This is a genomic window from Streptomyces sp. NPDC094147, from assembly GCF_044764265.1.
Lineage (GTDB): Bacteria > Actinomycetota > Actinomycetes > Streptomycetales > Streptomycetaceae > Streptomyces.
This window is the reverse complement of sequence record NZ_JBIWHT010000011.1, coordinates 71,026-95,206: the sequence shown is the minus strand read 5'-3', so window position 1 is coordinate 95,206 and position 24,181 is coordinate 71,026. Positions and strand designations below refer to the sequence as shown.

Sequence of the window (24,181 nt, the reverse complement as noted above, 5' to 3'; positions counted from 1 at the left end):
CACGGTCACGGACACGTTCATGGTCACGGACGCGGCTTCGCCCTCGACCGTGATGTGTTCTGTGCGGCCGCCTGGTGTACCGGCGGCTGCCTCATCCTGCGGGGTGCGAGGTGCGCGTGGTGACGGAGGTGCAGTTGGCCGTGGTCATAACTGCCGCTGTGGGGTGTTGCTGCGCAGGCCGTCGATGAGACGCCCACCATGCGCGTGCTGTGGTCGGTGCCTTCGCAAGGTACGGCAGGCATAGATGGGCGATGGCCAACAGCAGGTCGCGGGTGCTCGTCGTTCAGACCGGAGGCAGCGACGGCAGTGTGACCGGGAGGCCGACACTCGACAGCAGGTTGGTCACGGTCGACAGCCCGCTGCTCAGCAAGGCCGTCACTGCCCCGGCCTCAGGCAGCGAGGACGGCGTCGGGGGCGAGGGTGCGGCCGGTGCATCCGAGGGCCCGGACACCCCTGGCGTCACTGGTGCGGCTGCCCGGGGAGCCTGGGGTTGGTGAAGTGGTACGGCTGCGGTCGCAGCAGCAACCGGTATAAGGCTCAGTGCTACGGCGAGCGCGGGAGCCACCCGGAAAGCGCGCATGAGGACACCTCTCCCGTTCAGGGCCAGACCCTTGCACGCGGAGCGGAACCGCTCCACTCCAGACAGTAGGCGGGTTGGAGTGTTCCGGCCACTGCGCCGAGCTCGAACGTATGAGTGGCAGAGTCCTCAACGCCGAGGGGTGGCGGGGGTGGCTGGGCGGGGCGTGTCGGCGGAGGTGGTGCTGCGCGGGCTGGGCTGGTTGGGGGCGTCGGGTTGGTGGCCGGCCGCGACGGTGCGGGGGAGGGCCCGGCGTTCTCGGGAGAGGCATCCGGATGCGCGTCAGGCCCTCGCGGGCGGATGTCCGCAGGGGCCTGACGGTGTGCACCTGCTGGGGTTGAGGCGGTCTGTTCAGCGAGTGCGGGGCTGGTGGCTTCCAGGCAAGGAGCCCGTGTGGCTCTGGGCAAGATCCTGGCGGGCTTGGGCGACGTGTGCCCCGCGGCGCGGGCAAAGGAAGTCCAGCTGCTGGGCAAGGACCACGCTCTCCTCTGTACCCCCTGGAGGCGATGCCACCGGCGCGGTTGCCCTCAGTGGTCCGACTCCTGAACAGGTCACGCTGGCCCGGGACTTGGGACACGGTGGCGGCATGGACAACAAGATCTGGGTCTTCTTCTGGGTATTCACCACGAATGGCGAGTGACAGCAGGTGGCGAGTGGCAGCAGGCCGAGGACCCGCTCTATCGGTGGCCCTCCAGCCCGGCGCTGCTCGTGCTCCTGCGCCGTCCTGGCTGCGGCCTGTACGTTCTTCTTCAGCCAGATGCTCACCGCTGCGCCTTGGTAGGTGGCGTCCAGCGGCGCCAGGAGGTGGCCGTGTTCGGCTTGTCCTGCTGCGGGCAGAGGCGGCCCCCGAGGGCATCCGCTCCAACCGTCGAAGACCGCCCCCAGTGTCCGGGCTCCCGGACCGTGCTCCGTATCACCGCACGTCGACGGTGACCTTCCACTGCAGGACGGCTTGGGAACACAGGGACCCGGGGTTCGGGACGCATCGCCGGGCGGAGGTGATGTCACTCTCGCCGTTCTTCACGGCGAGGAACACCGCGGTGGCATCGCCGTTCGGTGACGTGGCGCCCCGGGTACGGCGCAGGGTGGCGGGCGCGCTGGTCACCGGCTCGCTCCACACCCAGGTGACGCCCTGCCCGCGGCCGCCGGTCAGTCGGACCCTGATCTCGTCACCGGCCCGTACGACCACGGTGCGGCCGTTGTCGGCGTTGGTGAGCGAGACGGAGCCCGTGGAAAGAGCGCGTCGAGGCGCTGCGGTCGCGGTTGCGGTGATAACGGCCGCCGCCAGCGCCAACACGATCCCGGTCCCCATTTTCATGGCTTTCACGGTGGCCTCCACAGATGGATCACGGACGCGTGGTTGAACGCCCAGTCCACCCGCGACGTAATGTCCACCAGTGAAATCCACCCGAAATAGCGCCTGTTGGCCGCAAGCCGTGGGTCGTGCGTCGACGCGGGAGCGGTCGAGGGTTGCGGCAGAGCTGGTGATGAATTCCTTGCGGAAGGTGACTTTCGTTTGCCCAGGGCTTTGGCAGGACGGGCACGATGGCGAGTGACGCGACGGGAGGGGGGAAGGCGCGGTATTCCGGTCCCGATTCCGTTTGCATCCCGGGCATCATCTGCACGAGAAGAGGGCCCTGCAGTGGGACGACACCCTCGCCGCCCTCACAGCCGTCCCGAAGACGTCACTGGAGCAGTACGCGGACGGTGGGTCAACACCGCTGTGCTTCAGGACGAGTATCACGACTACGTGATAGCTGGACGACCGGCGCACAGCTCACCCGATGGCGATCCCTGGCCCGTGCCGCCGCCCAGATCTTGACGATCAATCCGGATCACGGAACTGACACCGATGGTGATGTCGCCGTCCGGCCACGGAACGATCACATCGGCGGGCGCTGTGTAGGCCCCTGCATGCGCATAGCACCTGCATGCGCCTGCGGACCGCGCAGACCACTTTGCGGCAACCACCCTGGCAGGCCCGTGAGTTCAAAACTGGCAGTGGGGAAGCGTGTTGCCTCAGTGATCGGTCCTCGGCGTACAACGCCTCCGACACGCCATGTCGTGACCTACTGGTCGGTTACCGCCTGGGAGGCACTGGAGCCTCCCGCGTCGCCACCGAAGACGTCATCCGCGCCGCCTGGGGCCTGCTGCCCGACCGGTCCGCTCGATCACCTCGATCACCTCGACCACCTCGATCGCGAAACTGCTCGCTGTCTGACCGGGCCCGCGCTACCACACCACATCTCCGACCCTAAGGAGCTGCGGGCCGAAACCGTGCCCCGCCACCCGAATGGATCTGTACTTATTGCGGCGGACCGTATGCCCGGAGATCGTGCTTAAGAGATCAACCGCACTCTCATTGGAGGCACAAATGCACATTCGACTCACTGTCACGGCTCTCGGCCTGGCCGCACTCGCCCTGCTGGGTTCGGCAGCCACCGCCACAGCGGCGGCCGCCTCGCCCGACGTACGCACCGCAGCCCAGAGCCAGCTGGCACCGATGGACAACGACCACGGGTCTGTCGACCAGTCGGTTGGCACCATGACCGGCTGATGTTCTGAGCGCTTGTCCCCGCCGCCTCGCCCCGACCGAGAAGTCAGGGCGAGGCGGCGGGCCGTATCGGTCTCGGAGATGGTGGCCTCGCAACCTGCTCTGAGCGCATAGCGTTTGCGGCATGGATCGGTCTTCTGCTCTGCGCGGACCAGAGTCTGGATCTCTTGCTGAGGCCGTGGCAGTAGACAGATGTGCCGCCCTTTGCCCTCGACATTGCCGGTGCACTTGAGCCGGTCGTCGCGCTCTCGGCATGCTTTACGGGGGAGCAGGACCGACAGGCGGGGGTGTCCTCGCCGAGCGTGGGCTTCCGTAGCGGGCTGGTAACGCCGCGCGGGCAGGTCAGTGTGCGGTGGTCCCAGTAGATGTGAAAGTCCTCCTTGGCGAATCCGGGCCGCTCTGGGGCTCGCGGATCGTCGCGGACCGGTCCCAGAGGGTGATGCCCCATCGTTGATCGGCGTGATGGATGCTGTCCGGGCTGGCCGGTCGACCATCACCGTCAGGAGACGGTCCGCCCGGTCTTCCTCAGCCAGCCAGTCCCGCACCCACATCGCGGCCGTGCCCCCCGGGGATTACTCGCCCTCGCCATCCGCACCGTCAGCGGCGGGATCACTCGACCCCCGAACCTGAACCATCGACATCGCGGTCACCCCTCCGACCGCCGGAACCGCTCCGCTCCGACCAGGGGAGCACCGCAAGGACATCAACAGGGCCCCAGCCGCCAGACTTCGGCCAGCCATCAGCGCCGCCAGACTTCGGTCTACCATCGGCGGTCGAGTCGTCGCGGGGCTCCGGGCGGCCAAGTGTCACGGCCTTGAGGACAGCAACAGCTTCTGAGCCATAGCCGAAGCCCCTGGGTCTCACCGATTCTACGAACGACCGGCTCAGGCCCGCCCCTAACACGTAGGACAGCTTCTGACAGTGTCCAGGCGAGTGGCCGCGCTGCTTGCTCCCGGCTGGTCGTCGGCTTCCCTCTTGGTCGGGCGTTGAGGCCCGCACGTACGGCAACGAGTCCGCCGTCTCTCGATCACGGGTCGACGGCCCGTCGTCAGTAAACCGTGCCGACCCGGGCCGCAGGGCGGTGTGGCGTGACGTCCCGCGGCGCGGTGCGTTGATCAGGAGATTGCGGTCCGCTGCCATGCACGATCGCGAAACTGCCATCAACTCGAAGGGGAGGTCTCATGGAGGCCAGGAACCTGCACCACCGCTACGGCCGCCGCACGGTCCTGAGCGGGGTCGACATGCATCTGCACGGCGGCGTTCTTGCCGGAGTCGTCGGCGAGAACGGCGCCGGTAAGTCGACCCTGCTGAAGATCCTCGCCGGTGAACTGCGGCCCGACCACGGCACCGTCCACCACCACGGCGGGTTCGGCTATTGCCCGCAAAGCGTCGTTCTCAACGGTTCCTTGACGGTCCGCCATCATCTCGAACTGTTCCGGACCGCCTACGGACTGCCCGACTTACACCGCGCCAGGGAGATCATGGAGCGCCTGCACTTCGCTGACTACCTCGACGAACGCGCCGAGGTGCTCAGTGGAGGCACCCAGCAGAAGCTCAATCTGACCCTGGCCCTGATGCACGACCCGCAGACGTTGCTGCTGGACGAGCCCTACCAGGGCTTCGACTGGGACACCTACCTGTGCTTCTGGGACCTCGCCAACCACCTGCGCGATGCCGGGCGTTCCGTGCTCGTCGTCTCCCACCTCGCGCACGACACGGACCGCCTCGACGAACTCTGGCATCTGGACGAAGGCGTGCTGCGCGCGCACCGGAAGGCGTCGGTGTGAAACGGCACCTGATCCTCTTCGGCACCGCCAGCCGGTATGAGCTCGTTGTCCACGCCAACAACCGGTTCGCGATGTTCCTGGTGGCCGCCTACGTGCCCACCTGGAGCGCAGTGGCCCACTTCGTCATCCCGAGCGCACAGGTCCACTTCCGGCTGCGGGCCACCGGCAGCGTCCTGACCCCCGCCGGCAACCAGCTCACCCAGGTCACCGGCGCCATCAACGCCGTCACACTGATCACCGGCTTCATGATGTTCGCCGCGACCTTCGCCAGCGGCCGCTTCGACCGCCGCCTCGCACTGGCCGGTTACCCGCGCATCCACCTCGTACTGGCCAAGACCGCCGCACTCGCCGTCGCCTCGGTGGCGATCGCTGCCTATGCCACCGCCATCGCCTACTTGTTCTGGACGCCGCAGCAGCCCCTGTTGCTGGCCGCCGCACTGTTCTGCGCGGCGAAGACCTACGGCGCCCTCGGCGTCGTCTTCGGAGCCTTGCTGCGGCGCGAGGTCGAGGGAATGTTCGCGCTGGTCATGACCAGCGTCCTCGACATCGCCCTGCAGAACCCCATCGTCAGCGCCGGCGCCAACAGTTGGGCCATCGCCTACCTCCCCTCCTACGGTGCCGTCCAGGCCGCCACCGCCGCCGGGTTCACCGGCACACCTCTGCTCTCCTGCCTCGCCCTCCAGCTCACCTGGTTCGCCGGGGCGGCGATCCTCGGCCTGCTCGCCTTCCACCGACGCACGCGCAACGCCCTGTCCGGCACCCCGTGTGCTGCAGCACTCATCGGGTCCCCAAGCGGTGCTGGACAAGCCCGCCGAGGCGCGACCTGACTCGCAACCAAGCACGAAGGGTTCGGGGCTGGTCCGTATGGGCGTGGAAGGACAGCGAGTTGAGCTGGGGGCCGGGCCGCTACGGCCCTGACCACCGATCCACGCCCTCACCGGCACCGGACACCAGTAGTGTGGTCGCCACCGAGTCCGCCCCCGCGGTAGTCCCAGCGCGTCGGCGGCGTCGGAGTCTTCTCAGGATCAGGTCTTTGCGGCGGTCACTCTCCCGTCCCCGCTGGCCTTCCGAGATGTGTGGAAAGCTGGGTTGGGCGCACTGGACGGCCTGGACCGGTGCGTCGTGACGTCGGCGAGGGAGCCTGCTGTGATGGAGAAGATGACGTTGTCGGCGTGGCCCACGCCGATGGAGTCGGCCCCGCGGCTGGCCGCGGCGATCGGCCTGCACCCCTACGACCTGTGGATCAAACGCGATGACCTGACCGGGCTCGGCGGAGGCGGCAACAAGGTACGCAAACTGGAGTGGCTGATCGCCGACGCACTACGGCACGGCGCCGACACCCTGGTCACCACGGGCGGCCCGCAGAGCAACCATGCCCGCCTCACCGCAGCCGCGGGCGCCCGAGCGGGACTGGCCGTGGTGCTGGTGATGCCGGGCTCGGGCCGACCGGACCACCTCAGCGGAAACCTGCTCCTGGACGCCGTCTTCGGCGCCCGGATCGTCTGGGCGGGCGACGTCTCGGGGCCCGCCGCGCTGAGCGACCGAGCCGAGCAGACCTGCGCCGACCTGCGCGGCACGGGCGTTGTGCCGTACCTGGTGCCCTTCGGCGGCTCCAACGCGCTGGGCGCCCGCGGCTACCAGGAGGCGGGCGAAGAGATCCTTGCCCAGCAGCCCGGCATCCAGCATGTCGTCACCGCCCTGGGCTCCGGCGCCACGATGGCAGGACTGGTCGCCGCCCTGGGCCCCGAACGGGTCCTGGGCATCGATGTCGGCGCGCTCCCCGATCCCGCCCATGTCGCCGCCGCCTTCGCCTCGGAGCTCACCGGCCGGCACCTGACAGCAGATCATCTGCGGGTCCGGGACGACCAGGTGGGCCGGGGATACGGAGTGCTGCACGAACCGGTCCTCGACGCCATCACCACCGTCGCCACCACGCAGGGCGTGATCCTGGACCCGGTGTACACGGGCCGCGCCGCCGCAGGGCTCGCGGCCGCGGTGAGGGACGGCACCATCCGGCCCGGGGAGCGCACCGTCCTGCTGCACACCGGGGGTCTGCCGGGACTGTTCGGCCACGACGAGGCGACACGTCGAATCAGCGAGGTGTCGCGTGCCCAGCAGTGACACCGACGGGTACGAACGGGGACACCGTGACCGCGCGGAGGGCGGATCGGAGAAGAAGCCAACCATGGCCTGACTGGCGCGGAGGAGCTGGAGGACTCGTCAGCGCCGAGTTCTGCCCCGTCGTTCGCCCTCGGTTGTCACGAGGCGGTCCCGGCCCGACGGTGGACTGGCAACCCGGCCCGGGGCGTGAATCCCGCCATGATCACCTCCTTCCGGCCGGACTGTGTGGAGGCGATCCCCGGCGTGTACCGCTCCGCCCTCGGCGTCGTACGGCAGGCGGACAACACCCTCTTCGCCTCCATCCACGCCAGCGCCAGCGGAGATATGGATGCCGCGTCCCTGGTACGCCGCGTCGCCTCCCGCGCCGGGCAACTGGCCCTGGGGAACTGGGTGAGGCGGTCGGGCGGGCCCGCTTGGCGGCCTGCTGAGGCGCGGGCTGGACGCCGAGGGTGCTCAGGCGAGCTGGGCGGCGCGGGTTGTGGTGGTGTCGTTGTCCTTGCCGAGGCCGCCGGTGCGCCGCAGGTTGGCCATCAGTTGGCCGATCACCGTCTGTTCGCCGTCTCCGCCCCGTACGGCGTCCTGCTCGGGGCCGAGGTGGCCGTGGGCGTGCCGGTAGGAGTGGAGCAGGGCGAGATTGCTCTCCCAGGCTTCCTCGCCGGGCTTCCCGCACCATTCCTTCCTTGTCCACCTGTCTCTTGCGACGGTCCTTCAGTTGTTTCGTCCGCAGGGCCTCACGCTGGCGTAGACCCGGCGGACGAGCGGGAACGTCTTCGTGGTGCCGACCTCGGTGTCGTACGGGACGGGGGCAGAGGCCGGTGATGTGGTGTGGGGTGCGCCAGCGGCGCAGTGTCGCAACCCGTCCAGCCACACCATCCCCGTTGAGCGGCAACTTTCAAGAGGAAACGGCTTCACTGCGGCCTCCGGCAAGCCTGCCCGCCGGAGGCCGGGCGGCAGCGCTCGACTGGCACTGGCAGGGCGTCTTGCCGACAAATGATGGCTTGCCGGCCGGCCCCGGGCCGCCTGCGCCTCCCGCCCTCCGGCCTCGATGCACCGGCGCTTAGGGTGGGGCGCCATGGCGACTCGAACACGGCTTTACCGCAACGGCACCCTGGCGTTGGAAGACTTCCCCGTAGAGGATATATCCGAATATGTAACAGAACCGGATGTGGCGGTCTGGCTCGACCTCTGCGCACCTGGCCCGGCCGACTTCGCCATGATCAGTGAAGAGTTCGGACTGCACGAACTGGCGGTTGAAGACGCCCGCAATGAGCACCAGCGTCCCAAACTCGACCGCTACCGGACCCATGCCTTCCTCAGCGCCTACGCGGTCGGCACAGACCCTGCCAGCGGTCGGCTGACCGCCAGCGAACTGTCAGTTTTCATCACCCAGACCGCGCTCATCACCATCCGTCCCGACGACCGCTTCGACATCGAGGAGGTCGTCGAACGCTGGGACAACAACTCGGATCTGGCCAAGTACGGTGTCGGGTACCTCCTGCACGGGCTGCTCGACCACATCGTCGACGGGCACTTCGCCGCCGTTCAGGACCTCGACGACCGCATCGAAACCGTCGAAGACCTCCTCTTCGAGGAGGGCCGCCAGCAGATCGACACCGTCCAGCGAAGCTCGTACGAGCTGCGCAAAAGCCTCTCCAGACTCCGGCGCGTCGTCCTGCCCATGCGTGAAGTCGTCAACAGTCTTCTGCGCCGGGACCTGCACATCGTGTCCGAGCCGCTGGTGCCCTACTACCAGGACGTCTACGACCACGTTCTGCGGGCCGGCGAATGGACCGAGTCCTTGCGCGACATGATCGGTTCGATCATGGAGACCAACCTGACGGTGCAGGGCAACCGCATGAACCTCATCATGAAGAAGGTCACCAGCTGGGCCTCCATCATCGCTGTGCCAACCGCCATCACCGGCTTCTACGGCCAAAACGTCCCTTATCCCGGTTTCAGCACCCAGGCGGGCTTCGTCACCTCGACCGCTGCCATCATCATCCTGTCCGTCGTCCTGTACGCCGCCTTCAAGCGCAAGGACTGGATCTGACGAAGCCCCGCACTCCGGTTGGACAAAGGGGGCCGACAACGAACATCCCCGAGAATCGGCCGGGGCATGGCCGCCGCGGTGACCTGCCACTCCGCGCCGGTCGTGTCCGAGGTGCGGCGGCGGGGCCGTGGGCAGGTGCCGGGCCCCCAGCGGCAGGCCACCCGGAGGCACGACGATTCCGCGCGCCGCCGTGACGGCAGGTGCAGACGGGGGTGGGTTTTGAGGTGCACGAGAATCGAAGCCTGCCCATCGGCGCCTGATCCAGGGCGGCGAGGCAGTTCGAGGCCAGGAGGCGGAGGAGACGGGATGCTGACCGAGGCGGAGTTCCGAACGGAAGACCTACCCGCTGCGGACCGGTTCGACTTCTGGTGCGAGCGCATCGGGCGAACCCATGCGCCGCTGGACCTTCACAGCGAATACGCGGCGGATTACCAGGCGCATCAGCGAGTACTGGAGCTCGGCGCGGTTCATGTCTGGCCCACCACCCACCAGGCGCTTCGATTTCGCCGCACCCCGAAGCTCATCCGCCAGTCCGATCCCGAGCAATACCACATCGGGATTCCGCTGCATGGGACCAACCGAATCACCTGGGCCGACCAGAAGGCCGTGTACGGGCCCTACGAGATACAGGTCTTCGACAGCTCACGGGCATTCGAAGTCAACTCTTCCAACGGAACCGACCTGTTCTCGGGGATGGGGATCGAAGTCCCCAGGGCGCTACTGCACCTGCCCCGGAACAGGATGGACCGACTGTTCGCCCACCGAATGCCGGGACGGGAAGGGATTGGCGCCCTGCTCGTACAGTTCCTCACTCAGATGACCGCGGACACCAGCCCCTATCAGCCGTCCGACGGCCCTCGCCTGGGAACGGTCGTGGTCGACCTGCTGTCCGCGCTGTTCGCTCACGCTCTGGACGCCGACCGTTCCCTGCCGCCGGAATCCCGTAGCCGGACTCTGGTGCTGCGCATTCGGGCCTACGTCCAACAGAACCTGCACGACCCGCGGTTGACCCCGCGTGCAATTGCCGCCGCCCACAACATCTCCGCCAGCTATCTGCACCGCCTTTTCCAGACCGAGCACGAGACCATCGCGGCCTGGATCCGCCACCAGCGCCTTGAACGTGCCCGCCGCGACCTCGCCGACCCAGCGATGTGCTCCACCGCCATCCACTGCATCGCCGCCCGCTGGGGTTTCACCCGCGCCGCCGACTTCACGCGTGCCTTCCGCACCGCCTACGGCATGCCACCCAAGGGCTACCGACACCAAGCCCTCCGCAGCCACGAGCCGACCGAGTGGACCCATCGCCAAGAACTGTGGACTCACGGCTAACGACTTCCTGCTGCATCCCGGCAATCCTCGTAGATGTCCGTTGACGAGGCATGGATGAGTCGCCTCGATGACTCACGGCCGGGGTGGACTCGGCCGTTCAGCAACCACGGGGGCAGTACCTGATGGCACGCCAGTTCAAGCGCTCAGTGACTCTAGCGGCAACAGTATCCCTGGCTTTGGGAGGAGTTTTGATTACCGGGCCCCAAGCCCAAGCCGCACAGGCCGCACAGAAGGCTCTCCAACTGGACTGCGGAGACAAGGAGAAGACCCTCCACGCCCATGTGTCCCTCGTCGGCAGCGGGGCACCCACCGCTCGGTACGACGTCAAGATTTCCGTCGTTGACCTAGGCGCTGGGAATCCCCCCAAGGCCCGCCTGATCACAGCCAACCAAGACGGCTCGCGAACCATCTATCCCTGGTATGTCGGCGACGTGGGCAAGTACGTCCAGTCGTACTGGGACACCACCCTGCAGCAGCCCAAGGGCCTGAAATATGTGATTCTGGAGGCGCACACTTATGAGGGTGTCGGCACCAGCGGCTACGCATGCAGCGACTACGGCCCGAAGTAGCCGCTGACGCCAGCGGCCCTACCTCCAGGGGGTGCCCGGCGGGCCCAGTGACTGACCCGTCGGACACCACCAAGGGGGTCGAGCGGCGACAGCCGCGAGTAGAGACGCTTATGGCTGGAGTCGCAACACCGTGAACTTGGAACCGGCCCAGGCCTGAAGACGTCGGCCTGGTCTTCCTGCCGACATACGGCTCGTGGCTGGACTGGATCGAGTCCGAGGTCGCCGCCTTGCGCTGCTTCGCTCTCAATGGCACCGATCACCGCAGCCACCAGGAGCAGAACACCGCCATCCCGCGCGGGGCATGCCACGCGCTGCACGGCGGCTCCAGACGGTTGCCGGGATCGCTCTGCGTGGCATGGCTCTCAGGCCGACGAGGCGCTGGATAGGGCGTCTTGGCTGTTTCACGACGCCTGTGGTACGGCGATGTCAGTGTCTGCTGGTAGATGACGGTCCATGAGGATCGGGATGAGGATGCCGACTGCCCGCTGGGCTGTTCTCTTCGACAGCCTCGGGATCAGGTGGTCTCCGGAGGGAGGTCCGGCTGGATCCGTCTCGCAGGGTCAGGCAGAACGGACCCGTCGGGTTGCGAGGAACATTGCCACTGCCCACCCGGCAAGCGTTGCCCCCAGGACGATGTTGATGAACAGCACCGCCGAGCGGTTGTGCACGTGTCGGCGGAAGGCGATGTAGGACGGCAGCATGTAGAGCGCGAAGGCCAGTGCGATGAGCGGAACCACCTCGACGGGCCCTATGTCTGCGGCCATCTGCTGCCTCCCAAGTTGATCAAGTAGTGGCTCCAGCTTAACGAGCTGGTCAGGTCCCCTTGGGCTTGCGGGCTTGCCGGTGTGGTTCTCGGGGCGCTGGTTCGGCCCGTAGTTGGGTCGTTCATGACGACCTGGTGGCTGGTGTTGATCGGCCGATGCCGGAGGGATGCGGCGACCACGGGGGTTGGGGTAAAGCGGATACCAGTCGCTGGGGGCCTGTTGCCGGTGGTGATCAGGGACCGGTCCTGCCGTTCGCTGACCGACTCGTAGAGGTCGTCAGCCTGGGCGGTGGAGAGCTGGTGGGCATGGCGAAGTCGTCGAGGACGAGGACGAGGACGAGGACGTCGGGGCGGACGAGTTCGCGGATGTGCTTCTCTCGGGTGCGGTCCGCGTGGCTGCTGGCGCGTTCGGCGAGGATACGGCTGGTCTTGGCGAAGCGGGCGTGCGGGCGTGGGTGCCCTGTCGGAGGGCCAAGTGCCCCATGGCCTGGGCGACATGTGTCTCCGACGCCGACGGGTCTGAACAGGACGACGGACGCGCCGGCGTGGGGCCAGCGCAGGGCGGCCAGGTCGCCGATCTGGGCGGCGGGCAGCTTTGGGGAGGTGGAGAAGTCGAACTCCTCCAAAGTGACCGGCTTGCTCGAACTCGGCTTTGCACAGGCGCTGTTGGGAGGTGACGGTCTCCCGTCGGGTGTGCGGCTCCGTGACTACATGCCGGCCGCAGATCGGGAGAAGTTCCTGCGTCTCGTCGGCAGAATCGCCGCTGAGCCCGAAGGCGCCGGCAGTCACCTTGCCTACACGAACGACGCTGTGACGCGTGCGGCCTGGGAAGACCACGTAATGGTCCACTACGTCGTGACGAGGACGAGCTTCTTCGCAGTCGTCGTCGAGGCTGACATCTACGACGCGTCGCGTGGCTTCAACGAGGTGTAGTCGGTCACGACGGGGTCCGTGCGTCGAAGGCTATGGTCGCGGAGATCGACCAGTCGTATCCAGGGCCGGGGACCGGGGACCAAAGGCTGAGGTCCGGGACGGAATAGCACGGCGGGGGAGATCGCTGCGAATGGCGTACGCCATCCGGCAATTGATGTGATGACACAAGGAGACCCCCGCATGTGGAACGGCGACGACCTCGACCTCGATGCCTATCTGGCTCACCTCGGCTACCAGGGGGACCGCTCCCCGTCCCTGGCGACGCTGCGTACGTTGCATCGGGCGCATGTGCTGTCCGTGCGCTGGGAGAACCTGGAGGCGGTACTCCGCAAGAGCCGTCCGCTCGACCTCGCATCACTTCAGGCCAAGTTGATCGGCGACTTGCGCGGTGGCACCTGCTACGAGCACGTCACCCTCTACTCGGCGGCCCTGGAACGCCTCGGCTTCACGTTCTTCGCGGTCCAGGGCCGGGTCCAGATGGGGTCGACGGGAATCAGGCCCGCGACACACGCCATGGTGATCGTCGAGCTGGAAGGGAAGCGCTGGCTGAGTGACATCGGCTTCGGCGCGAGCCCGCTGGAGCCCATCGAGTTGACCGACGCGACGGACGTGACGGACGGGGTGTGGGCGTATCGGCTACGGCGCGAGGAGATCACGCCGGGTGCTGACGGGTGGGCGCTCTACCAGCCCGCGGGCGAGGGCCAGGTCGACAACTCCGGCGACGGATGGATGGTCCGGCACACCTTCACGCTCAACCCGCAGTATCCCGCCGACTTCCGGGTGACGAACCATTTCGGCGCCTCCAGCCCGCATTCGCCCTTCAGCGACCGCGTCTTCGTGCAGCGCGTGCACCCCGACCGGCTCCACCTCCTGGACAACCGTCTGCTGACCACGGTGAGGCCGGGGGTGCCGGGCCCGCCGGAGGCGCGGGAGCTGGAGCCGAGCGAGGTGCCCGAGGTGCTGGCCGATGTCTTCGGGATCAAGCTGTCCGCAGAGGACGTCGAGCTGTTGCTGCCCAAGCTGACCTGAGCACGCCGCCCCTGCGTCCCGCATCAGCCTTGGACGGAATTCCGATCCTTCCTGGCCCCCCGCAATCACCTCGGTCGACAGGGGGGCGGAAGCGGTCGGATGACCGAAGGGTCCTGAACGGAGTCGTGTGGAAGTTCAGCATCGGCGTGGCCTGGCGGGATGTGCCCGAGCGGTACGGGTCGTGGGCCACGCTCCACACCCGCTTCCAGCGCTGGGCCAAGGACGGCACCTTCGAGCGGATGCTCCGCGCGCGCCCTGGGGCGCCGGCCCGTTAAGCCGGACCACCGGGGAGGGCCGTCACCGGGTACCTCGTCGGAAGGTTGCGCGGTAGTCCCTTGGGCGTCGTCCGGTGTGCTTGGCGAAGAGAGCGGCGAAGGTGCCGGGGTCGCTGTACCCGACCGCGGTGGAGATGCGGGCGATGGTTTGGTCCGAGGTCTCAAGGAGGTGGCGGGCGCGACGGACGCGCGACGACTGCAGATATTCGAGCGGACTCTGACCGGCTTCGTCCGCGAAGCGTCGCAGCAGCGTCCGGGTGCTGACATTGAAGGATTCCGACAGCGCGACGAGGTCGTACCGGGCGGCAAGATTCTGGTCGAGCCGTCGCATGACTCGGTGGGAGAACTCATTTCCGGGCTGCGGAAGAAGCCGGGCGTCGACGTACGGAGTCTGGGACGATCGCGCATCGTCGACGAGCGCCACGCGCGCGGTTGTCCGTGCCACGTCGGCACCGCTGTGCCGGCGGATCAGTTTCAGCGCGAAGTCGTACATGGCGCTGAAGGCCGCCGTCGTCGTCACCCCCTTGTCGGTGACGACCAGACGTTCGGGTCGGACTTCGGCGTCCGGACAGCGTCGCGCCAATTCGTCCGCGAGGAGCCAAGACGTCGTAGCCCGGCGTCGGTTGAGGAGTCCGGCCTCGGCGAGCAGGAACGCACCGACGCAGATCGAGACGACGGCATGGCCCGCAGCGGCGTGTGAGCGGATCGCCGCGATCTCGGGGGCGAGGGGCGCGAGCTTCGCGTCCAGGTCGAGGCCCGGCACCAGCTCGAACCCTGGCACGACGAGGACGTCGACCTCGCGCAGCGGAGTGACGGCCAACGCCGCACCACCCGATGCGGCGACGCGATGGCGGGGCGAAATGATCGACACCTGGTATCCGGGGTGGTCCGGTCCGGCAACGTGCGTGGCCATCGTCAGGAGATCGGGTACGCCGAACACCTCGGAAGCGAAGCAACCCGGATAGGCCAGGACACCAACCCGCAGCGCGCTCACGCTCACGCTCGCCTCCCCTCCGCACCGCCGGCCCGACCCATGGCGAGATCACCCTCATACATGGCGATCTGGCCTCTCACCTTGTACAGGACATCGGTCCACGCTGTCACCATGAACGCTGCCGACGGACGTCTTGACGACGCGATCACCGACTTCTCTCGCCGAGTTGTTGACGTCGAGGGGGTGGTGAAGACGGTGTACGCCGCGGGTTCCGGGCCGGGTGTCGTGCTGATGCCGGAGATGCCCGGCATCAGCCCTGACGTCCTTCGGCTGGCGCGATGGGTGCGGGAGGCGGGCTTCACCGTTTACGTCCCCTCACTCTTCGGGATCGACGGCGCCTATCCCACCGTCGAGGGTGGTAAGGAGGTTGTCCGTCGCGCGTGCGTCAGTGCCGAGTTCCGCGCGTTCGCCGGGGGCGGCACCAGCCCCGTCACCACTTGGCTGCGCGGGCTCGCGCGCCAGGCCCACGCCGAGTGCGGCGGTCCGGGAGTCGGCGCGATCGGTCTGTGCTTCACCGGCAACTTCGCCCTCACCATGGCGCTCGAACCGGCCGTCATCGCGCCCGTGGTCAACCATCCGTCACTGCCGCTGGACGACCCCGCCGGACTTGAGATCAGCGACGAGGACGCGCGCGCGGTCCGAGACCGCATCGCGCGCGATGGACTGAAGGTTCTCGCCTACCGTTTCGCCGACGACCGCTGGTGCACCGGCCAGCGCTTCGCCGCCTACCGGGCACTCCTTGGCGACGCCTTCGACGGCCGCGTCCTTGCGGGCAGTTCGGCCAGCAGCAGCCCGCCCCCGTTCTTCCGTGACGTGGTCGGGACTCCCCACAGCGTCGTCACCGCACACCTCGTCGACGAGGACGGGCATCCCACACTGAAGGCCAGGGACGAGATCCTCGCCTTCCTGACCGACCGCCTGAGCCCGTTCGGACGCTCCGAGACGACATCCGGCTGAGCGCCGCACCTGGGCCTTCGCCGCCGCGAGCGCGGCCAGATCCTCCAGCAATTCGCAGGACAGACCGTTCTGCGACACGGGCATCGACTTCACATCGGCACCCTTGGGACTCTCACCGGCCTGGCATCGGCCGCCCACCGCCCCGCTGGACGAGGACCGGGTCATCACCCCGTACCACGAGGCCGGGGGCATGTGGTCCATCGACTACCACACCGGGGTGGATTTTGCCGCGGCTCAGGGCACCCCGGGCTGGGCCGGGAGGCGGGGCGGGTGTTGGCCGTACCGGAGCCCGAGGCCGAGGAGCCACGCCGGAGGCCGTGTTGGTGCCGGTCGTGGTGGGGGAGGGGTCAGTGGCGTTTCTGCCAGGAGGTCGCCGGCACGTGGTCGGTCCAGGAGCGGTCCCAGTGCGCTCTGGACGTCCTGCGTGCGGGTTCGCCTCCCCCTGCGGATATCGCGTTACCAAGCGCACTCAGGACGACGGTGAGGGCTGCTATTTCGAGGGCATTGGGCCGGCCACGGTGGATGTGCAGGTGATGGCGCATTTCTTCACGTTGCTCCGAATGGTGCGGCGGTTCATCTCCAGCTCCGCCATTCGGGTGGATCGTGTTTCGCCGACGTGCGTGATGGCCTAGGGCTTTGTTCAGTACGGCGGGGCGGACCTTCGCACCTCACCTCCGGCACCTCATTGCCTGCTGTCAGCGCAGGCTGGAGCCGCTGTCCGCGACCGGGGAACGTGGTGGCCACCGGGGAAGACGGAGGGGGGAACGGTCCCGCGTCGTGGATTCTGCTCCCGCGGCGCCACGCCGCAATGCGTTGAATCGCTCTCACCAGCATGGTCATGGGCGATCTGGTGTTCACCGAGGACGAACTGCAACAGACGCCGGGCCGTCGACGACGCCGTCACACTCGCCCGAGCCCTGCGTCCCGCAGTGACCGCCTCCAACATCACACCACGCGGCTGGGACGCCATAGCGTCCGCCGCCGACAGGGATGCCCGCTCCATGCGGGTCCGCTCCCCGGCTGTGTCACGGGTTCGGGACGGTGTCGGTGCCGAGGGCCGCGGCCCGTAGGGCGGCCGCGAGGCGGATGACGGGCTCGGTCGGCGGCTGGGGGAGCCGGGCCAGGAGCAGGCGCCGCGTCTCCTGCGGTCCGCCCCGTACCGGCAGGATGCGCACGCCGGGCGGCGCGGCGGGGGCCATCGCGGCGGACACGGTGGTCAGCCCGCAGCCCGCCGCCACGAGATGCAGTTTGGCCAGCCAGTCCCGGGCCGTGTGGGCGATCTCGGGGCGCTCGTCCAGGCCCGGCCACACCCCCATGAGCCGGTCCGCGCCGGATGACGATCCGGCGATCCACCGCTGTCCGCGCAGGTCGGCCACGTCGACGAAATCCCCGCGGGCCAGCGGGTGCGCCGCGGGCACGGCCAAGCAGAGGGCGCGCTCGCTGAGCGTTTGCAGCGCCAGCGGGGGCGACTCGGTGTCCGGTGCGCGAAACGGCGGTGCCGACGACATCAGGGCGAGGTCGACGCTGCCCGCCCGCAGGGCGCGCACCAGCGCCGGGGTGCCCCCTTCGCGGCTGACCACGTGCAGGCCGGGGTCACTGCGCCGCAGTGCGGCGAGGGCGTACGGCACCAGGGTCGTCCCGGTGCTGGGGACCCAGCCCAGTCGCACGGTGCCGCCCTGTTCGGGCAGGCCCGACAGCTCGCGGGCGGCCTGGTCGATCTGGTCGAGCACGACCGTCGCGCGGCGCATGACGACCCGCCCGGCCGCGGTCAGCCGGACGCCGTCGCGCCGCCGCTCCAGCAACTCCGCACCCGCGACCCGCTCGATCGAAGCGATCTGCCGGGACACCGCCGACTGCGTGTACCCCAGTGACACGGCGGCCGCGGTGAAGGTCCCCTGCTCGGCCACCGCGCGGAACACCCGCAGAGCGGTCAGCGACACATCCGTGAAGTCCATGACGTTTACGCATACCACTGGTGCGTAACTCTCGCTGGACTCATGCAGCCGCGCGTTCCTACCGTTGCAGGCATGAACGCTCCACGCATCGCCCTCGTCACGGGCGCCAACCAGGGACTCGGCCGGGCCCTCGTCGAAGGACTCGCGGCCCGCATGGGAACGAACGACCTGGTCCTGCTCACCGGACGCAGCGAACGGCGCGTCACCGATGCCGCCCGCGAGGTGGCTCAGCTGCCCGGCACGCGCGCCCAGGTGCGCGGGCGGGTCCTCGACGTCACCGACACCGACGTGATCGGCCGACTCGCCGACGAGCTGCGGGACCAGTACGGCGGCGTCGACGTGGTGATCTCCAACGCCGTCGCCCGCCTGCTGCCGAACGAGTCGCAGGCCGAGCGCGCCGACGAGTTCATCGACGTGTCCAACACCGCCACCCACGCGGTCCTGCGCTCCTTCGGCCCGGTCCTGCGCCCCGGCGGCCGGCTGCTCGTGGTGGCCAGCAGCCTGGGCACCCTCGGTCACCTCGACCCCCGGGTGCGCCACCTGTTCGACGGTGCGAGCCTCGACCAGGTCGAGTACGCCGTCGAGTCCTGGCGCACCGCCCTCCACAACAACACTGCCGCCGAGGCGGGTTGGCCGCGCTGGCTGAACGTGCCCTCGAAGGTCGCCCAGGTCGCGGCCGTGCGCGCGGTCGCCGAAGCCCGCCGCGAGCGCGACCTCGCGACCGCCACCCTGATCGCCTCCGTCTGCCCCGGCATGGTCGACACCGCCACCTCCCGGCCGTGGTTCAGCGACTACAGCCGGGCCCAGTCGCCGTCCGAGGCGGCTCGGGCCGTGCTCGACGTCGTGTTCGCCGCGCACGTCGACCCGGCCCTGTACGGCGAGCTGATCCGGTTCGGCAAGGCCCTGGACTGGTACGGCGGCACGCCCCCGGTGGAACAGGACGGCATGCTCACACCCTGACCCCGCGCCTCGCCCCAATTCACCGCACGGCACGAGGAGTTCACTCATGTCCCGCATCGCCACGCCCTACGGATTCTCCAGCACGGCCGAAGAGGTCGCGCAGGGCATCGACCTCACCGGCCGCCGCGTGCTCGTCACCGGCGCGTCCTCCGGTCTCGGCGCGGAAACGGCCCGCGCCCTGGCCGGTACGGGGGCGGCCGTCACCCTGGCCGTCCGCGACGTGGCGGCCGGCGAGCGCGTAGCCAAGGACATCGCCGCAGCGACCGGCAATCAGGACGTGCACGTCGCACACTTGGACCTCGCCGACCCGGCGTCGATCGCCGCGTTCACCACGGCCTGGCGGGGCCCGCTGCACGTGCTGGTCAACAACGCGGGCGTCATGGCCTGCCCCGAGCGGTACACCGACCAGGGCTGGGAGTGGCAGTTCGCCACCAACCACCTGGGCCACTTCGCGCTCGCCACCGGCCTGCACGACGCGCTCGCCGCCGACGGCGCCGCCCGCATCGTCGCCGTCAGCTCCAGCGGACACCAGCTGTCCCCCATCGTGTGGGACGACGTCAACTTCGCCTTCCGCCGATACGATCCCTGGCTCGCCTATGGCCAGTCCAAGACCGCGGGTGTCCTGTTCGCGGTGGAGGCCACCCGCCGCTGGGCCGACGACAACATCACCGCCAACGCCCTGATGCCCGGGGCCATTTACACCAACCTCCAGCGCCACACCGAGGGCGGGCGCGGCAGCGGCGGCGTCCCGGCCGAGCTCATCAAGACGGTCGAACAGGGCGCCGCCACCTCCGTACTCCTCGCCACCTCACCCCTGCTGGAAGGCGTCGGCGGACGCTACTTCGCCGACTGCAACGAGACCGAGACCGAGACCGTCGACCACCGCACCGGCACCCTGCACGGCGTGGCCCGCTACGCCGTGGACCCGGACAACGCCCGGCGCCTGTGGACACTGTCGGAGGGGTTGCTCACCCACACCGGATGAACCATCGGCTTGCGCCGGAACAGCAGCGCGGTCGGCGGCCGGACCGGCCTGGCGGACCCTGCTGGTCGGCGACTGGCACTTCCCCTGCCGCCGAGCCGGTCAACTGGCAGCACAGGAACCGCTCACCCCGGGTACGGGTGACGGTGCCGCCGCCCACCACCAGCGCGATCGGCCCCCGCCGACCTCCAACGCGCCATACGGCTACTGCTGTTCTCCTCCCTGGCTGCTGGATGCACACCAACGTCCCGCCACCTCCCCGCATGCAACGGAAGCCATATTCGCGGCAGTTGACCCGGACGAGAACATGACCAGCCGCCAAACGCCGGGCGAGGTGGCGGGTCCGGTCGGGGCGGCGCCGTGGAGCACCGGGGTATCCGGCCAGTGCCCTACTCGTAACGGGTGTTGCTGAGGGATGAGTGGGATCACAGTTAAGTGGGGAGAGTTCCCCAGTTAGTATGGAGGTGTCGGCGGGGAGTGAACCTCTCGCGCTGTTCGGCATGCGCGTTCCCGGCGGAACGCGCCCGGGAGCAAGGGGATTGTGGTGCCAGACGCCAGGACAGCGGGGCGCGGCGAGAGGGTCGCCGACTGGGCGGACGGCCGCCTCGGGATCTACCGGCTCGCCAGGGCGAACATGCGGAAGGTCTTTCCGGACCACTGGTCGTTCATGCTGGGCGAGATCTGCCTGTACAGCTTCGTCATCATCATCCTGACCGGCGTGTGGCTGACGCTGTTCTTCAAGCCGAGCATGGTGGAGGTCGTCTACGACGGGTCGTACGTGCCCCTCAAGGGCATGAAGGTCTCCGAAGCCTTCAACTCCACCATGCACATCAGCTTCGACGTGCGCGGCGGGCTGCTCATCCGGCAGATCCACCACTGGGCCGCGCTCGTCTTCATCGCGGCGATGCTCGTGCACATGATGCGGGTGTTCTTCACCGGCGCCTTCCGCAAGCCCCGCGAGATCAACTGGCTGTTCGGCTTCCTGCTGCTGTTCCTTGGGATGCTGGACGGGTACTTCGGGTACTCGCTGCCGGACGATTTGCTGTCCGGCACCGGCGTCCGGTTCATGGAGGGCGTCATGCTGTCCGTACCGGTCGTCGGAACGTACCTCCAAATGTTCTTCTTCGGCGGGGAGTTCCCGGGCACGGAGGTCATTCCGCGCTTCTACAGCCTGCATGTGCTGCTCATCCCGGGTGTCATGCTGGGCCTGCTGGTGGCCCATCTGATCCTGGTCTTCCACCACAAGCACACCCAGTTCGCCGGGCCCGGCCGCACCGAGAAGAACGTGGTCGGCATGCCGCTGCTGCCGGTGTACGCGGCGAAGGCCGGAGGCTTCTTCTTCCTGGTCTTCGGTGTCGTCGCGGCCGTCGCCGCCGTCGCCACCATCAATCCGATCTGGGCCTTCGGGCCGTTCCGGCCGGACCAGGTGTCCACCAACGCCCAGCCCGACTGGTACATGGGCTTCGCCGAGGGCCTGATCCGGGTCATGCCCGGCTGGGAGATCAACGCCTGGGGGCACACCCTCCAACTCGGCGTCTTCATCCCGTTCGTGCTCTTTCCCGGCATCCTTGGGCTGATCGCGGTCTACCCGTTCGTGGAGGGGTGGATCACCCGGGACGCGGGCGAACACCATCTGCTCGACCGGCCCCGGAACGCTCCGGTGCGTACGGGACTTGGCGCCGCCTGGATCAGCCTCTACCTGGTCACGCTGGCCGGCGGCGGCAACGACCTCTTCGCCACCCACCTCCACCTCTCGCTCAACGCCATGACCTGGAGCGTGCGGATCGGCTTCTTCGTCGTGCCGGTCCTCGTCTTCGAGGTCACCCGGCGGTGGTGTCTCGGCCTGCAGCGGCGCGACCGGGACCTGGTGCTGCACGGCCGGGAGACCGGCATCATCAAGAAGCTGCCGCATGGGGAGTACGTCGAGATCCACGAGCCGTTGCCGCAGGACAGGCTGCACACACTCACCGCCCATGAACAGCCCGTACCGGTGTCGGACGGGGGTACATCGGTACGGGCCCGCCTCTCGCGGGCGTACTTCGGCGAGTACGGGCAGATCCCCAAGGCGACGGCCGAGGAGCATGACAGCCTCGCCGCCGGGCACGGGCAGCAAGGGGGCCGGCATTGATCGGGCTGCGGGCCCGGAAGGGCCGACTGGCCGACGCGAAGCGGGTGTTGCTGACCAGCTTCCGGTCCGACGGGAGCGCCGTCACCGAGGCCTCCTGGGTCGTCCCCGACGGGCATGCGCTCGGCCTCGTCGTGCCGACCGGCTCGGCGCTGGCCGCGCGGCTGCGGGCCCGCCCCGGGGTGCTGGTCGCCAGTGGCCCGGGGGAGGCACCAATACGGGCGCGGGCCGGCTTCCTCGGCGCCGAGGGCAGCGTGCGCTACCGGACCGCGCTCGTCGACAAGTACGGGCTCTCGGCCGTGGTCCTGCTGGCCCGCAGCCGCATGAGGCACGGGCTGGCCGGAACGGTCGGGGTGCGCCTGGTCGCCGGGGGCACTGACGGGGGGTTCTTCGGGACCCCGTGGCAGCCCTCCTGGGCCTACAGCCCCAACTGAACCCGGCTGCGTTAGGGTCGGGGCCCATGACCCCGACCCCCGCCAAGAAGCCCCCCGCACTGCGCCGTGACGCCCAGCGCAACCGCGAACTGCTGGTGGCCGCGGCCCGGGAGCTCTTCGCCGAGCAGGGCATCAACGTCCCGCTCGACGAGATCGCCAGGCGCGCGGGCGTCGGCAACGCCACCCTCTACCGGCGCTTCCCCACCCGGGGCGACCTGGTCGAGGCCGTCTTCCACGAGGACCTGACGGCCGTGATGGCGGCGGGCGAGCGGGCGCGGCGGCAGGACGACGCGTGGTCCGCGCTCACCTCGTACGTCGAGGGCGTGTGCGCCCTGCTCGCCCGGGACCGGGGCGTCGCCGACCTGATCACCACTGGCGTCGAGGGCGCCCCGACCCTGGACGCGGTGCACGTCCACAACCGGGCCACGCTCGACGTACTGATGGGGCGGGCCGCCAGGGCCGGGGTGCTGCGCACCGATGTCATCACCGAGGACCTGTTGTTCGCGCTCGGCGCCCTCGGGGCCTCCCTGCCCGCCGTCGAGGCCGTGCACTCCGGGTCCTGGCGCCGCCAACTGGCGCTGCTCCTCGACGGCTTCCGGGCCGCCGCCCAGCATCCGCTCCCGGGCCCGCCCCTCACCTTCGACGAGGCCCAGGGGGTGCGGCGGGAACTGGGCGGTGAGCCGCCGGAGTGCTGAGCCGGATATCCACACTGCCCGCAGAGCCGTTGGAGGCGGCGGTTGCATCGCCGAGGACGCCGGCCAGCTTGCCGCTGATCTTTCCAGAGTCGCGCGGCCCCGGGGCGACATCCCTCGGGGTATCTCCAGGCTCTGGGCGGCGGAGGTCCTGGACGTCGTCCTGCTCTGCCGCCCCATCTGGGCCGAGGCCGGTCCCGCCTGACACAGCGGCGCGCGGTACCAGGAGGGCGAGTCGCCCGCCGAGGAACATCGAGGACGCCTACGCCCATACGAAGGCCGACGGCACCTGGACCCATGTCTCTCCCTACGCCGCCTCCGGTCCGTCGGCGCATGTAGACACGGTCGATGGGATCAAATCGCCGTGCCGGACCAACTCCGACGGCCGTACTTGGGACCTGGTGCTGGACACCAACGGCAAGGAGGGCGACCACTTCGCCTGGACCGTCGGCTGGGCGGCGGAGGACGACGAGCTGACGGCCCACACCAACAACTGGTGCTGACGCCCCCGGAGGACCACTGCGTCGTCTCGGACTTGTGACGCACACGCCATGCGCGCAGCCGGCCTGACACTCGGCCGTCGTCGGGGCGGGCCATCGAGGCCTCGCCCGGACTGGAAGCGCGGCAGTCGGCGGTGCGGTGGTAGCGGCGGCCGCCCTGGGAATGGACGACGGAGCCACTCCGGTCCAGCCCGGTCCCCGCGTCGTCATTCATGCCCACTCAACTCCCAACTCGGCGAGCTCCGCGAGCTGCTCACCGCTCAAGTGTCGTGGCGGCTCTTGGTGTTGGAGATCTACACGCCGAGCTTCACGATCGTCGACTCGGCCCCTCGCCCTCGAAGATCACGCCGGACTCGATGACGGGCAGGGTGCCGCCCAAGCCACCGGATGGCCACCCACCGGTACTGCTGGGGGTGTTGTAGGGCACGTTGATGTGTTCCGGCAGCCGGTGCAGCCACGCCGACACCCCGAACAGGCCGTCCCCAACAGACCGGTCGCCGTGCTCCTGCATCGGGAGGTGTGTGGCGGGCGGCCGTGTCAACGCCGACCGCCACACCGTACTGGGCACCCAGTGCGGTGAGCGCGCCGCACGCCG

General features: G+C 68.8%; 23 protein-coding genes and 1 pseudogene. 16 read left to right on the top strand and 8 right to left on the bottom strand.

Annotation, left to right across the window (positions count from 1 at the left end):
- Window positions 1-1,490: 1,490 nt before the first annotated feature.
- Window positions 1,491-1,895, bottom strand: a complete 405-nt coding sequence (locus ACIQ8J_RS18690; RefSeq protein ID WP_403273219.1) for a hypothetical protein — start codon at window positions 1,893-1,895, stop codon at window positions 1,491-1,493.
- Between the two features lie 1,056 nt (window positions 1,896-2,951).
- Here ACIQ8J_RS18690 and ACIQ8J_RS18685 point away from each other — a divergent pair.
- A complete protein-coding gene (locus ACIQ8J_RS18685; RefSeq protein ID WP_403273294.1) occupies window positions 2,952-3,134 on the top strand; it encodes a hypothetical protein in 183 nt (60 codons plus the stop codon).
- A gap of 59 nt (window positions 3,135-3,193) precedes the next feature.
- On the opposite strand, the pseudogene ACIQ8J_RS18680 reads toward ACIQ8J_RS18685, so the two are convergent.
- Window positions 3,194-3,625: pseudogene (locus ACIQ8J_RS18680) on the bottom strand (transposase); the annotation flags it as partial.
- A gap of 687 nt (window positions 3,626-4,312) precedes the next feature.
- Between ACIQ8J_RS18680 and ACIQ8J_RS18675 the strand changes: the two are divergent.
- The 6 genes from ACIQ8J_RS18675 (at window position 4,313) to ACIQ8J_RS18650 (ending at window position 10,987) form a co-directional block, all read left to right on the top strand.
- Complete coding sequence (locus ACIQ8J_RS18675; RefSeq protein ID WP_403273220.1) at window positions 4,313-4,918, top strand: ATP-binding cassette domain-containing protein; 606 nt, start codon at window positions 4,313-4,315, stop codon at window positions 4,916-4,918.
- The gene (locus ACIQ8J_RS18670) at window positions 4,915-5,745 is read left to right on the top strand and encodes an ABC transporter permease (RefSeq protein WP_403273222.1); all 831 of its coding nucleotides are present in this window, start codon (window positions 4,915-4,917) and stop codon (window positions 5,743-5,745) included. The genes ACIQ8J_RS18675 and ACIQ8J_RS18670 overlap by 4 nt, the downstream gene beginning before the upstream one ends.
- Window positions 5,746-6,067: 322 nt before the next feature.
- Window positions 6,068-7,039 carry a pyridoxal-phosphate dependent enzyme gene (locus ACIQ8J_RS18665; protein WP_403273224.1) on the top strand — a complete coding sequence of 324 codons (972 nt, stop codon included), beginning with the start codon at window positions 6,068-6,070 and terminating at the stop codon, window positions 7,037-7,039.
- A gap of 1,072 nt (window positions 7,040-8,111) precedes the next feature.
- Window positions 8,112-9,089, top strand: a complete 978-nt coding sequence (locus ACIQ8J_RS18660) for a magnesium transporter CorA family protein (RefSeq protein ID WP_403273225.1) — start codon at window positions 8,112-8,114, stop codon at window positions 9,087-9,089.
- Window positions 9,090-9,395: 306 nt separating this feature from the next.
- Window positions 9,396-10,418, top strand: coding sequence for a helix-turn-helix domain-containing protein (locus ACIQ8J_RS18655; protein ID WP_403273227.1), 1,023 nt, complete (start codon window positions 9,396-9,398; stop codon window positions 10,416-10,418).
- Between the two features lie 122 nt (window positions 10,419-10,540).
- On the top strand, window positions 10,541-10,987 hold the full coding sequence (locus tag ACIQ8J_RS18650; RefSeq protein ID WP_403273229.1) for a hypothetical protein: 447 nt from the start codon (window positions 10,541-10,543) through the stop codon (window positions 10,985-10,987).
- 560 nt (window positions 10,988-11,547) lie between these two features.
- Here ACIQ8J_RS18650 and ACIQ8J_RS18645 read toward each other — a convergent pair.
- Window positions 11,548-11,751, bottom strand: coding sequence for a superinfection immunity protein (locus tag ACIQ8J_RS18645; RefSeq protein ID WP_403273231.1), 204 nt, complete (start codon window positions 11,749-11,751; stop codon window positions 11,548-11,550).
- Window positions 11,752-11,983: 232 nt separating this feature from the next.
- Entirely contained in the window at window positions 11,984-12,376 is a 393-nt protein-coding gene (locus ACIQ8J_RS18640) for an ATP-binding protein (RefSeq protein ID WP_403273232.1), read from the bottom strand.
- On the opposite strand from ACIQ8J_RS18640, the gene ACIQ8J_RS18635 reads away from it, so the two are divergent.
- The 3 genes from ACIQ8J_RS18635 (at window position 12,354) to ACIQ8J_RS18625 (ending at window position 13,987) form a co-directional block, all read left to right on the top strand.
- Window positions 12,354-12,683, top strand: a complete 330-nt coding sequence (locus ACIQ8J_RS18635) for a hypothetical protein (RefSeq protein ID WP_403273234.1) — start codon at window positions 12,354-12,356, stop codon at window positions 12,681-12,683. The genes ACIQ8J_RS18640 and ACIQ8J_RS18635 overlap by 23 nt on opposite strands.
- Window positions 12,684-12,863: 180 nt before the next feature.
- Window positions 12,864-13,712, top strand: coding sequence for an arylamine N-acetyltransferase (locus ACIQ8J_RS18630; protein ID WP_403273235.1), 849 nt, complete (start codon window positions 12,864-12,866; stop codon window positions 13,710-13,712).
- A 29-nt stretch (window positions 13,713-13,741) separates the two neighbouring features.
- On the top strand, window positions 13,742-13,987 hold the full coding sequence (locus ACIQ8J_RS18625) for a transposase (protein WP_403273237.1): 246 nt from the start codon (window positions 13,742-13,744) through the stop codon (window positions 13,985-13,987).
- Window positions 13,988-14,009: 22 nt separating this feature from the next.
- On the opposite strand, the gene ACIQ8J_RS18620 is transcribed toward ACIQ8J_RS18625, so the two are convergent.
- The gene (locus ACIQ8J_RS18620) at window positions 14,010-14,987 is read right to left on the bottom strand and encodes a GlxA family transcriptional regulator (protein WP_403273238.1); all 978 of its coding nucleotides are present in this window, start codon (window positions 14,985-14,987) and stop codon (window positions 14,010-14,012) included.
- Window positions 14,988-15,092: 105 nt separating this feature from the next.
- Here ACIQ8J_RS18620 and ACIQ8J_RS18615 point away from each other — a divergent pair, with 105 nt between their 5' ends.
- On the top strand, window positions 15,093-15,938 hold the full coding sequence (locus ACIQ8J_RS18615; protein ID WP_403273239.1) for a dienelactone hydrolase family protein: 846 nt from the start codon (window positions 15,093-15,095) through the stop codon (window positions 15,936-15,938).
- 347 nt (window positions 15,939-16,285) lie between these two features.
- Here the strand turns inward: ACIQ8J_RS18615 and ACIQ8J_RS18610 are convergent, their stop codons facing one another.
- Window positions 16,286-16,480: an acyl-CoA carboxylase subunit epsilon gene (locus ACIQ8J_RS18610; RefSeq protein ID WP_403273241.1), complete on the bottom strand. Its 195-nt coding sequence runs from the start codon at window positions 16,478-16,480 to the stop codon at window positions 16,286-16,288.
- 483 nt (window positions 16,481-16,963) lie between these two features.
- Window positions 16,964-17,893, bottom strand: a complete 930-nt coding sequence (locus tag ACIQ8J_RS18605; RefSeq protein ID WP_403273242.1) for a LysR family transcriptional regulator — start codon at window positions 17,891-17,893, stop codon at window positions 16,964-16,966.
- 72 nt (window positions 17,894-17,965) lie between these two features.
- Here ACIQ8J_RS18605 and ACIQ8J_RS18600 point away from each other — a divergent pair, with 72 nt between their 5' ends.
- From ACIQ8J_RS18600 to ACIQ8J_RS18580, 5 genes are all read left to right on the top strand, one after another.
- Window positions 17,966-18,853: an SDR family NAD(P)-dependent oxidoreductase gene (locus ACIQ8J_RS18600; protein WP_403273244.1), complete on the top strand. Its 888-nt coding sequence runs from the start codon at window positions 17,966-17,968 to the stop codon at window positions 18,851-18,853.
- Window positions 18,854-18,899: 46 nt separating this feature from the next.
- Window positions 18,900-19,838: an SDR family NAD(P)-dependent oxidoreductase gene (locus ACIQ8J_RS18595; RefSeq protein ID WP_403273246.1), complete on the top strand. Its 939-nt coding sequence runs from the start codon at window positions 18,900-18,902 to the stop codon at window positions 19,836-19,838.
- Between the two features lie 541 nt (window positions 19,839-20,379).
- Entirely contained in the window at window positions 20,380-21,963 is a 1,584-nt protein-coding gene (locus ACIQ8J_RS18590; protein WP_403273248.1) for a cytochrome bc complex cytochrome b subunit, read from the top strand.
- The gene (locus ACIQ8J_RS18585; protein ID WP_403273249.1) at window positions 21,960-22,394 is read left to right on the top strand and encodes a PPOX class F420-dependent oxidoreductase; all 435 of its coding nucleotides are present in this window, start codon (window positions 21,960-21,962) and stop codon (window positions 22,392-22,394) included. The genes ACIQ8J_RS18590 and ACIQ8J_RS18585 overlap by 4 nt, the downstream gene beginning before the upstream one ends.
- A 26-nt stretch (window positions 22,395-22,420) precedes the next feature.
- Entirely contained in the window at window positions 22,421-23,089 is a 669-nt protein-coding gene (locus ACIQ8J_RS18580; RefSeq protein WP_403273251.1) for a TetR/AcrR family transcriptional regulator, read from the top strand.
- Window positions 23,090-23,893: 804 nt separating this feature from the next.
- Here the strand turns inward: ACIQ8J_RS18580 and ACIQ8J_RS18575 are convergent.
- Window positions 23,894-24,097, bottom strand: a complete 204-nt coding sequence (locus tag ACIQ8J_RS18575) for a hypothetical protein (protein WP_403273253.1) — start codon at window positions 24,095-24,097, stop codon at window positions 23,894-23,896.
- Window positions 24,098-24,181: the final 84 nt, after the last annotated feature.